This window comes from Enterobacter cloacae complex sp. S2 (genome assembly GCF_015159675.1).
Lineage (GTDB): Bacteria > Pseudomonadota > Gammaproteobacteria > Enterobacterales > Enterobacteriaceae > Enterobacter > Enterobacter intestinihominis.
On record NZ_JADDTS010000020.1, the window covers coordinates 72,877 to 83,668 of the forward strand.

Consider the following 10,792-nt stretch of genomic DNA (forward strand, 5'->3'; position numbering starts at 1 on the left):
AATCAACCTACGCGCAGTTTGGACGCCGCATGCACCGGTTTAACGGCGCTGGCGTTCAGGTCCAGATCGCGGCTTTGCAGCAGCAGAACCTGCGCGGCAACGTCACCCAGTGTGGCTTTGTAACTGCCAATCATGCGCGCGAAGATGTTATAGATAACTACCGCAGGGATAGCGGCAACCAGACCGATAGCCGTTGCCAGCAGCGCTTCTGCGATACCCGGCGCGACGACCGCAAGGTTAGTGGTCTGCGTCTGGGCGATACCGATAAAGCTGTTCATGATGCCCCAGACGGTACCGAACAGGCCGACGAACGGGGAGATAGCGCCGATAGTCGCCAGGTAGCCGTTACCGCGGCCCATATGACGACCCACGGCCGCAACGCGACGCTCCAGACGGAAGCCGGTACGCTCTTTAATGCCTTCGTTATCTTCACTGCCTGCGGAGAGTTCCAGCTCGTTCTGCGCTTCGTTCACTAACAGGGTAGTCAGGCTTTTCGCATGGAAGGATGAGGTGATATCAGAAGCCTGATCCAGAGAGCGGGCTTCCGCCAGCTGCTTCTGCTCACGCTTGAGGCGGCGTTTTTGTGAAAGAAGTTCGGCGCTCTTGCTGAAGAAGATAGCCCAGGTGATCACGGACGCCAGAATCAGGCCGATCATCACAACCTTAACGACGATGTCAGCATGTTGATACATGCCCCAAACGGAGAGATCCGTCTGCATCAAATTATTACCCACTCTGTATCTCCAGGACGCAAATCACACAATCTGAACGTAATAATATCAAAACGTCGTCGAATTGATAGTAGTTCTCATTAGTATTTACATAGTGCCGTAATTTTCGCTCACTTTCCTTGCGCTTACGCAGTAAAAATTTCTTGTGCGAATTTTTGATAATATTTTCTGCTTATTCGATAAGCATCCGGATGCACATTCTGACAATCGTGGTAGTCTGGACGTCCAGACGTATAAAAATAGGGTTAGCGAACATGACTAAAAAGCAGCTTGAGACCACGCTGGTGCAGGCAGGACGCAGTAAAAAATACACCCAGGGCTCGGTCAACAGCGTGATCCAGCGTGCCTCCTCGCTGGTGTTTGATACCGTCGAAGATAAAAAAATCGCCACGCGTAATCGCGCGAAGGGCGGGCTGTTTTACGGTCGCCGTGGCACGTTAACCCATTTCTCGTTGCAGGAAGCCATGTGCGAACTGGAGGGCGGCGCGGGCTGCGCGCTGTTCCCGTGCGGTGCGGCGGCGGTCGCCAATACCATTCTGGCGTTTGTTGAACAGGGTGACCACATCCTGATGACCAATACCGCCTACGAGCCAAGCCAGGACTTCTGCACCAAAATACTCAGCAAGCTCGGCGTCACCACCAGCTGGTTCGATCCGCTGATTGGGGCCGGTATTGCCGGGCTTATTCAGCCCAACACGCGCGTTGTGTTCCTGGAGTCTCCCGGCTCCATCACCATGGAAGTGCATGATGTCCCGGCCATCGTGAAGGCGGTGCGCAGCATAGCGCCGGAAGCGATCATCATGATCGACAACACCTGGGCGGCAGGTGTGCTGTTTAAAGCCCTGGAATTTGACATCGATATCTCCATTCAGGCGGCGACCAAATACCTGATTGGCCACTCAGACGGCATGATCGGTACGGCGGTATCTAATGCCCGCTGCTGGGAGCAATTGCGTGAAAACGCCTACCTGATGGGCCAGATGGTGGATGCCGATACCGCCTACATGACCAGCCGGGGCATCCGTACGCTCGGCGTGCGTCTGCGTCAGCATCACGAAAGCAGCCTGCAAATTGCTCAGTGGCTGGCGCTGCATCCGCAGGTGGAGCGCGTTAACCATCCGGCGCTGCCGGGCAGCAAGGGCCACGAATACTGGCAACGTGACTTTACGGGCAGCAGCGGGTTGTTCTCATTTGTTCTTAAGAAGCGCCTGAATGACGCCGAGCTGGCAAGCTATCTGGATAACTTTACCCTCTTCAGCATGGCCTATTCATGGGGTGGGTTTGAATCGTTGATCCTGCCCAATCAGCCGGAGCAGATTGCGGCCCTGCGCCCGGGCGGCGAGGTGGACTTCGAGGGGACCTTAATCCGCCTGCATATCGGGCTGGAAAATGTGGACGATTTAATTGCGGATTTATCGGCAGGATTTGAGCGCATCGTGTAAAGTGCTGGCTGACATGTACTCCCTGGACGCTATTCTGAACACCGCAAGCAGAAAAGTCTGTATGAGATGCGCCTGCGATCAACCCCGACAGGCAAAATTGGGAGTACAATAGCGTTATATCTGCTGTTCCACAGGAAAGTCCATGGCTGTTATTCAAAATATCATCACGGCGCTCTGGCAACACGATTTTGCCGCGCTGGCGGACCCACATGTCGTCGGGATTGTCTATTTCGTGATGTTCGCGACGCTGTTTCTGGAAAATGGATTACTGCCAGCCTCATTTTTACCCGGTGACAGCCTGCTCTTGCTCGCAGGGGCGTTAATCGGCAAGGGCGTGATGGACTTCGCACCGACAATGGTGATCCTCACCTCTGCGGCCAGTCTCGGCTGTTGGCTGAGCTACCTGCAAGGGCGCTGGCTTGGAAACACCCGCGTGGTGAAAGGCTGGCTGGCGCAGCTGCCGCATAAATATCATCAGCGCGCGACCTGCATGTTTGACCGTCACGGCCTGCTGGCGTTGCTTGCCGGGCGTTTTCTGGCGTTCGTTCGCACCCTGTTGCCTACCATGGCGGGTATTTCAGGCCTCTCTAACCGCCGCTTCCAGTTCTTCAACTGGCTGAGCGCCCTGCTCTGGGTGGGCGTGGTCACCACACTCGGCTACGCGCTGAATATGATCCCCTTTGTTAAACGCCATGAAGACCAGGTGATGACCTTCCTGATGATCCTGCCGATTTTCCTGCTGGTTGCAGGGCTGGTGGGTACCATTGCGGTGGTGATCAAGAAAAAGTATTGCAGCGCATAAATAAAAGCCGGGTGGCGCTACCGCTTACCCGGCCTCCGTTTCCCCTCACGCTCCCTGCATGGTTCTGATACGTGACGCATCTTCCCCCGGCGTGACGCCGAAGTAACGCTTAAACTCCCGACTAAACTGCGACGCGCTTTCATACCCGACCCGCATCGCCGCGGCGCTGGCCTTCATGCCATCGTGGATCATCAGCATCCGCGCCTTATGCAGACGGTAAGTTTTGAGGTACTGCAACGGCGACGTGCTGGTGACGGATTTAAAGTTATGGTGAAACGCCGAGACGCTCATATTGGCTTCCGCCGCCAGCTGATCAACGCTGAGGTTTTCCGTGTACTGGCTCTCGATGCGCTTCAGCACGCGGCTAATCAGGCTGAAGTGCGTTTGCCGGCTTACCAGCGCCAGCAGCGCCCCGCCGCCCGGTCCCAGCAGCACATGGTAAAGAATTTCGCGGATAATCTGCTTTCCGAGAATACGCGCATCCAGAGGCCTTTCCATCACGTCTAACAGGCGTTCAATCGCGCAGAGAATTTCCTCCGATAAGGTCGCGGAGTTGATACCGCTTGCCGCCATCGACGGCCGGAAAAGTTCGTCCTCCCCAATCTCCATCAGCAACTCCTGCAACTGGAGAATGTCGACGTTGACGCGGATCCCGGCCAGCGGTACCTCCTCTGTCGCGAAAGTTTCACATTCGAAGGGTAAAGGTACTGTCAGAAGCAGATATTCATTGGTGTCGTAACGGAACACGCGCTCATTGATATAGCCAATCTTATGGCCAGAAAAGAGAAACACGATGCCGGGCTGATACATCACCGGGGTGCGCGTTCCGGGCTGGGTACCGTAGAGCAATCGGATATCCGGCAACAGCTCAGCCGAATCATTTCCGTTATCTATCAGTCTTTTAATCTGCGACGTTAGCTGGCGGCAGATGGCATCACGGTTCATTTTAAGTTACTCCGGGTACGGTTTCCGACGCTGACAGTGTGCGCATTTTCTTACCGTTTCTCCAGAGCGCTGTAGAAATGGGCAAGACATCGGCAGGAATGTGCATTGAGAGGATAGCGCCTGCCCGCCACAATGTGCAGCATCAGGTTGCCTTCTGCGCCACCACGATTTTTTACCCACTACAGGGAACAAGCCATGAACAACTTTAATCTTCACACCCCAACCCGCATTCTGTTTGGTAAAGACGCTATCGCTGACCTGCGCGCGCAAATCCCGACGGACGCCCGCGTCCTGATTACCTACGGCGGCGGCAGCGTGAAAAAAACCGGCGTACTGGATCAGGTTTACAGCGCTCTGGAAGGGCTGGACGTACGCGAGTTCGGCGGTATCGAGCCTAACCCGTCTTATGAAACGCTGATGAACGCGGTAAAAATCGCCCGTGACGAGCAGATCACTTTCCTGCTGGCGGTGGGCGGCGGTTCCGTGCTGGACGGCACCAAATTCATCGCGGCGGCAGCGCATTACGCTGACGGCATCGACCCGTGGCATATTCTGGAAACGGGCGGCAGCGACATCAGCAGTGCGATCCCGATGGGCTCCGTGCTGACGCTGCCGGCCACCGGCTCTGAGTCCAACAAAGGCGCGGTCATCTCCCGTAAAACCACCGGTGACAAGCAGGCCTTTATGAACGAACACGTTCAGCCCGTGTTCGCGATCCTCGATCCGGTTTACACCTATACCCTGCCTGCGCGTCAGGTGGCGAACGGCGTGGTCGACGCCTTTGTTCACACCGTTGAGCAGTACGTCACTTACCCGGTAAACGCCAAAATTCAGGATCGTTTCGCGGAAGGCATTCTGCTGACGCTGATTGAAGAAGGTCCGAAAGCGCTGAAAGAGCCTGAAAACTATGACGTGCGTGCTAACGTGATGTGGGCTGCAACACAGGCACTGAATGGCCTTATCGGTGCAGGCGTGCCACAGGACTGGGCTACCCATATGCTCGGCCACGAGCTGACGGCGATGCACGGCCTGGATCACGCCCAGACGCTGGCGGTGGTTCTGCCTGCGCTGTGGAATGAAAAACGTGATGCTAAACGCGCCAAGCTGCTCCAGTACGCCGAACGCGTGTGGAACATCACCGAGGGTTCCGACGATGCGCGTATTGATGCCGCAATTGAAGCCACCCGTCACTTCTTTGAAAGCCTGGGCGTGCCAACGCGTCTCTCTGACTACGGCCTGGACGGCAGCTCCATCCCTGCCCTGCTGGCGAAGCTGGAAGCACACGGTATGACGCAGATCGGCGAGCACGGCGACATCACCCTGGACGTCAGCCGTCGTATTTACGAAGCGGCACGCTAAGCGTTTTTAGGATCCTGACTTTCGTTTTTTGACATTTCGTCCAGACTTAATGCACATCACATCGTCGGAGGTTCCCTCCGGCGATGAGCACCTGAAGGAGGAAAAATGGCAAACCAAACCGTAATCAAGCTACAGGACGGCAACGTGATGCCCCAGCTGGGGCTAGGTGTATGGAAAGCCGGTAACGACGAGGTCGTCTCCGCCATTCATAAAGCCCTGGAAGTCGGCTATCGGTCCATTGATACCGCCGCCGCCTATAAAAACGAGGACGGCGTGGGGACCGCGCTTGCCAGCGCTGGCATTCCCCGCGATGAGTTATTCATCACCACCAAGCTGTGGAACGACGATCAAAAGCGTCCCCGCGAAGCGTTGCAGGAGAGCCTGGAGAAACTCCAGCTCGATTTCGTCGATCTTTATCTCATGCACTGGCCGGTACCGGCTATCGACCATTACGTTGATGCCTGGAAAGGGATGATTGAGCTGCAAAAAGAGGGGCTGATAAAAAGCATCGGCGTCTGTAATTTCCAGGTTCATCACCTGCAACGCCTGATTGATGAAACGGGCGTCGCGCCGGTGATTAACCAGATTGAGCTACACCCGCTGATGCAGCAGCGCCAGCTTCATTCGTGGAACGCCACGCACAAGATCCAGACCGAATCCTGGAGCCCGCTGGCTCAGGGCGGCGAAGGGGTGTTTGACCAGAAAATCATTCGTGAACTGGCGGATAAGTACGGCAAAACGCCGGCGCAGATCGTCATTCGCTGGCATCTGGATAGCGGTCTGGTGGTGATCCCGAAATCGGTCACGCCATCGCGTATCGCCGAGAACTTCGACGTCTGGGATTTCCGCCTGGATAAAGACGAGCTGGGTGAGATTGCGAAGCTGGATCAGGGCAAGCGGCTTGGGCCGGACCCGGATCAGTTTGGCGGGTAGTTTCCCCTCACCCTAACCCTCTCCCACAGGGAGAGGGAATGCTTTCCACCCTCTCCCTGCGGGAGAGGGCCGGGGTGAGGGCATCATCGTTATCCGATCTTACGTTTTCCCGTTTTTTTCGTCCCCGAAGCCCCACCGTTCGAACGCTGATGCACAATTGGCGTGTGCTTGGTCAGCGCCGGGCGCGTATTGCGGTTCTGGCGACGCGCTTCGCGCATCTCTTCCAGCGTTGGCGCTGGCACCAGACAATCACGACGCGAGCCGATCAGGTGCTTTTTCCCCATCTCTTCCAGCGCCTGACGGATCAGCGGCCAGTTTTTCGGGTCGTGATAGCGCAGCAGCGCTTTGTGCAGACGGCGCTGTTTATCCCCTTTCGGCACCACCACGTCTTCACTCTTATAGCCAATCTTACTTAGCGGGTTTTTGCCGGTGTAATACATGGTCGTCGAGTTAGCGAGCGGCGACGGGTAGAAGTTCTGCACCTGATCCAGACGGAATCGACGCTGCTTCAGCCACAGCGCCAGGTTCACCATGTCTTCATCACGGGTGCCGGGGTGCGCGGAGATGAAGTATGGGATCAGATACTGCTCTTTCCCCGCCTGTTTTGAAAAGGTATCAAACAGCTGTTTAAAGCGGTCATAGCTGCCCATGCCCGGCTTCATCATTTTGGACAGCGGGCCCTCTTCGGTGTGCTCCGGGGCGATCTTCAGATAACCGCCAACGTGGTGCGTCGCCAGCTCTTTGATGTAGCGCGGATCTTCCACCGCAATGTCGTAACGCACGCCGGAGGCGATCAGGATCTTCTTGATGCCTTTCAGGTCACGGGCGCGACGGTAAAGGTTGATCGTCGGCTCGTGGTTGGTGTCCATATGCTCGCAAATGCTCGGATAGACGCAGGAGAGACGACGACAGGTCTGCTCAGCGCGCGGCGATTTGCAGCGCAGCATGTACATGTTAGCCGTTGGACCACCCAGGTCGGAGATCACGCCGGTAAAGCCCGGGACCGTGTCGCGAATGGCTTCGATCTCGTTAACAATCGACTCTTCGGAACGGCTCTGAATAATACGACCTTCGTGTTCGGTGATCGAACAGAGTGAACACCCTATAATTCTGATCATTTAGAAATTTTTTTGCGTTTAAAATCAATGAATTGAAAGATTTCATTTTTCTAAGTCTGATAAAACAGATGAAAACCCAACTGACTATACTCATAAAACTCAATCTTTGCGCTGCTGTACGATACCAGTAATTACAGGCGCCGAGTTTAACATCATGAAAAGTAGCCCAATAATGAATGACGCAACGCCAGCTGCGGTGCCTAACTTCTGACTGAACACCATTGAAACAAAGTACATATTTGGGATAAAAACGGACATAGCAATCACGAAAAGTAACTTATTCAGATAATTATTTATTCGGGTCTTAACCTCAACTCTATCATAAAAAGCCATCGAAACGTAAGCAGTTATCAGTGAATAAAAAGACCATGTCATATAGTTAACCGATTCATTAAATGCCTCTCGCAAAAGCAAAGCACTTTCTGTCATTCCCTACCTCATTAAATCAATAGAAAATAAATCTGAATAATTTATTTTTAAAAGAAAAGAACACAACATAACTTCAGTAGTTATGATTAATCCCTGAATGATTATTTCTTAGCAAGATATAACATGCTTAATGTATATCAGGCAATAAAAAAACTCCCAAAGACCACCGCTGTGGTCTTCAGGTATAGGATTTAAAGAACGAACTCAGTCCGGAAACGTATCACTATCTTCTGTAACGTCCGCTTTCTCTGGTAACATTCTGTTTTTAATATACTGTGAATTCCTGCAGATGAGAGGAAAAATCTCCGAGTTATTCATTATACAACTCGTTGCCGTACGGGCGTCCTCCGGAGACCATGATGAAAATGAAAACGTCTGACGGTCAAGCCATTGAGACAATAATACATTATCAACAGAAGCGCTAAACAGCGCCGCAATAGCCCTGCGTTCAACGGCCTTCTCAGGTTCAATAAACGACAACTCATTATGAAAACGGGTAATAATCGCAATACGGCTGTCAATACGAATATGTCTTTCAAGTAAGACATCGTGCAACTCATCAAGTACAGTCTCTCTCTGGGTATCGTCGAGGCAAGACCACAGGAAATGAATGTTCTCGGCATTTGTGACAACGTCTGGCTCTGCATCACGGAACCATGATGCAAAGATACCCACACTACCTTCCATCCGGATATGCTGCCCCTGAAGTTGCATTTGTTCAAGGATAAAGCGCATGTTCACAGGAAGAACCGTAAAACACTCAATAAGCCTTTCAGAAGAACTAAATACTCCACATGCCAGGGCGTTCAGCTTTTTCTTCAAAATATCAAACTGCTCACCTGACTGATATACGTCATGGAGAAATACTGGACCCATAGCATTCACATCAGACTCAATTATTTTCTCTGACAGTGCTTTTTGACGCTCTCGCACAAATATTAAAAGAGAGGTTGCATTTGTAGCTTCTTTGATGACGTCATACTGACCTTTAACAAAGCTCAGGACAGGTATATTCACCAGAAGACCTAAATCAACAATCCTGCCAACAGCATTTTTGATGTACGGCAGAACATTTTTATCCTTAAGTGCTATAAAGATACTCTCGGCAGTACGTAGATAACGAAGATATGCAGCCAAAGCCAGGTCAAACCGTTCCTCACCAATATGTTCACTGTACGACTCGATACCGGCATAGTTACCATGGAGCACCATGTGAGCAACAGCCTGTGCAGCAAATTCCGCAGGGAAGAGATTCCTCGTCGCCGTATTATTAAGATAATATTGATTTAAAACATTATTATTCCAGTCCGGGCTCAGAACAATTTTTCTGAAATGGATAACGTCCTCAACAACCTGACGATTTTTAAGCGTCATTATTGCAGAGCTAACCTGAGCCCCACCTGTACCATCATTCTTTCCAATTACGTTCTGTACCGCCTTCGATGCAATATTGATATGCCGGATAATTCCCGGATTAAAAAGGTCTATCTGAGGTTGCTCAGCTCCATAGCGTAACATCTCCTCCCGACCGTGATTTCCGATATCTAGTGTGCCAATTTTCAGGTTTGACAAGGTCTCTTCATTATTGACAAGGTATTCCACATAAAATACGCCATCTACAAAATTCTCCATTTTATTCAGTAGTGATTCACCGGCCAGAACAGAGTATGAATCAGCTTCCTGCAGCAACGTCTGCGTGGATTCAGCCTCCAATTTTTCTGAATCCTGAATTTCATCAAGTTTACTCACAATAAACGATATTTGCCTTTCGACGAAAGGCTCTAGGCTTATCCGCCCGTCAGCCATCAGTTTCTGCAGACTCAATACGAAACCTTCATCATTCTTTTCTCTGAGTGAAACAGCATAACTCTGATTCAGCATTTGCACTGCGACTTTGAGTTGCGGTTCGGCGAGAGCCTGACACTTCTCATCCATCCGGCTATAAGAAACCAGCCAGTCTCGCATCTGAATATGTGGTGCCACTCGCTGCCATGCTTCAGCGAAACCCCACAAGGCCGTCAGTTCTTCAAGCCGTGGGATATTTATAGCACCAATCGCGTCTTTAAGAGGCGTATCAAGCAACTCGCTCCTGGCAAGCTCCACCGTGGACTGATAGTGGATGCTCATCAGAAATTCGCTCCATCTTTCTGTATCGTTATTAAAAATTCGGGATATTTGTTGATAAGTTAGCGAGAGCATCTCGTCAAAATCATCCGGAGCAATACCGGGTTCGGTCTGACTAGCTTTGGGATCGCGAAGTAATACTTTAATATCTCGCTCCCCGTATCTGACCACCAGTAAGTAGAGAGCAATAAGAATATGGCGATGATCTTCTGTTGCAGGAACGGTAAGGTTCAGAATATGAATATCATTAACAAACTTCTTCATTAATCGCGGTGTGATACGAGGATACTCAGAGGGTTTCCAGCGCTCAAGCAACACCGTTGCTTCCCGGCACGCTATCCCTGCATCCTCATTTACTGTTTCTTTCCAGTACTGCCTTAACGCTTCCTGCCATCCTGCCGAAATAAGAGGAGGAACCTGAAAACTTACAGGAATCCGCTTTGCAATAAACTCACGCCCGCTGAAACCCGCCACAGAAAGTGAGGCTGAAACCTGTCTTGCCGAATAGGGCACCACTATCCTGAAGTGTTCATGAGTGGCTCCGGCAATAAGCTCCATATCACTCCAGAGCTCTTTCACTTTGTCTGCACTGATTCGGTCCAGATTATCAATGATAAGGATGAAGCGATCTCCATGGGAAATGACCTCTTTGGAGGTAAATCCCTGCAGAGCTTCAGCCAGCTCAATAGCTCCGACCTCCTTATTAACTAGCCAAGTCTCTTCAATCCTGTCAGTACTGTTGCGTTTGAACAAATCACCAATACTCGAATACCCTTTCTTTCTGTACCATTCCATGTTCTGCAGGCATGCCAGTCCTGCGACCATAATGGCAGGAGAAAGAAACGCGGCCACCTCAACATAAAAAAGCCACCCTAATAATGACTCCTTGTGATCCTACCCACGTAATGT

8 protein-coding genes and 1 pseudogene are annotated in these 10,792 nt (G+C 51.7%); 4 read left to right on the plus strand and 5 right to left on the minus strand.

Annotated elements, in window-relative coordinates:
• Window positions 1-2: 2 nt before the first annotated feature.
• Window positions 3-734, minus strand: coding sequence for a tol-pal system-associated acyl-CoA thioesterase (gene exbB, locus IPZ49_RS11625; RefSeq protein WP_023298602.1), 732 nt, complete (start codon window positions 732-734; stop codon window positions 3-5).
• Window positions 735-985: 251 nt separating this feature from the next.
• Between exbB and metC the strand changes: the two genes are divergently transcribed.
• Both metC and yghB read left to right on the plus strand, forming a co-directional pair.
• Window positions 986-2,173: a cystathionine beta-lyase gene (gene metC, locus IPZ49_RS11630; protein ID WP_023306940.1), complete on the plus strand. Its 1,188-nt coding sequence runs from the start codon at window positions 986-988 to the stop codon at window positions 2,171-2,173.
• A gap of 142 nt (window positions 2,174-2,315) precedes the next feature.
• A complete protein-coding gene (yghB, locus tag IPZ49_RS11635; RefSeq protein ID WP_015571869.1) occupies window positions 2,316-2,975 on the plus strand; it encodes a DedA family general envelope maintenance protein YghB in 660 nt (219 codons plus the stop codon).
• A 45-nt stretch (window positions 2,976-3,020) separates the two neighbouring features.
• Here the strand turns inward: yghB and IPZ49_RS11640 are convergent, their stop codons facing one another.
• Window positions 3,021-3,920 carry an AraC family transcriptional regulator gene (locus IPZ49_RS11640; RefSeq protein WP_017382749.1) on the minus strand — a complete coding sequence of 300 codons (900 nt, stop codon included), beginning with the start codon at window positions 3,918-3,920 and terminating at the stop codon, window positions 3,021-3,023.
• 195 nt (window positions 3,921-4,115) lie between these two features.
• Here IPZ49_RS11640 and yqhD point away from each other — a divergent pair, with 195 nt between their 5' ends.
• Together yqhD and dkgA are read left to right on the plus strand one after the other, a co-directional pair.
• Entirely contained in the window at window positions 4,116-5,279 is a 1,164-nt protein-coding gene (yqhD, locus tag IPZ49_RS11645; protein WP_023298604.1) for an alcohol dehydrogenase, read from the plus strand.
• A gap of 105 nt (window positions 5,280-5,384) precedes the next feature.
• On the plus strand, window positions 5,385-6,212 hold the full coding sequence (gene dkgA, locus IPZ49_RS11650; RefSeq protein ID WP_023306942.1) for a 2,5-didehydrogluconate reductase DkgA: 828 nt from the start codon (window positions 5,385-5,387) through the stop codon (window positions 6,210-6,212).
• An 89-nt stretch (window positions 6,213-6,301) separates the two neighbouring features.
• Here dkgA and IPZ49_RS11655 read toward each other — a convergent pair.
• The 3 genes and pseudogenes from IPZ49_RS11655 to IPZ49_RS11665 all read right to left on the minus strand — a co-directional run.
• Window positions 6,302-7,315, minus strand: a pseudogene (locus tag IPZ49_RS11655) (radical SAM protein); the annotation flags it as partial.
• Between the two features lie 114 nt (window positions 7,316-7,429).
• Window positions 7,430-7,759: a hypothetical protein gene (locus tag IPZ49_RS11660; protein ID WP_000140246.1), complete on the minus strand. Its 330-nt coding sequence runs from the start codon at window positions 7,757-7,759 to the stop codon at window positions 7,430-7,432.
• Window positions 7,760-7,963: 204 nt separating this feature from the next.
• Window positions 7,964-10,678: a P-loop NTPase fold protein gene (locus IPZ49_RS11665; protein WP_157843391.1), complete on the minus strand. Its 2,715-nt coding sequence runs from the start codon at window positions 10,676-10,678 to the stop codon at window positions 7,964-7,966.
• Window positions 10,679-10,792 lie beyond the last annotated feature (114 nt).

Excerpts from the sequence above, each read along its gene's own strand:
- metC (WP_023306940.1), top strand. The coding sequence starts at position 986 with ATGACTAAAAAGCAGCTTGAGACCACGCTGGTGCAGGCAGGACGCAGT.
- yghB (WP_015571869.1), top strand. The coding sequence starts at position 2,316 with ATGGCTGTTATTCAAAATATCATCACGGCGCTCTGGCAACACGATTTT.
- IPZ49_RS11640 (WP_017382749.1), bottom strand. The coding sequence starts at position 3,920 with ATGAACCGTGATGCCATCTGCCGCCAGCTAACGTCGCAGATTAAAAGA.
- dkgA (WP_023306942.1), top strand. The coding sequence starts at position 5,385 with ATGGCAAACCAAACCGTAATCAAGCTACAGGACGGCAACGTGATGCCC.
- IPZ49_RS11660 (WP_000140246.1), bottom strand. The coding sequence starts at position 7,759 with ATGACAGAAAGTGCTTTGCTTTTGCGAGAGGCATTTAATGAATCGGTT.
- yqhD (WP_023298604.1), top strand. The coding sequence starts at position 4,116 with ATGAACAACTTTAATCTTCACACCCCAACCCGCATTCTGTTTGGTAAA.
- IPZ49_RS11665 (WP_157843391.1), bottom strand. The coding sequence starts at position 10,678 with ATGGAATGGTACAGAAAGAAAGGGTATTCGAGTATTGGTGATTTGTTC.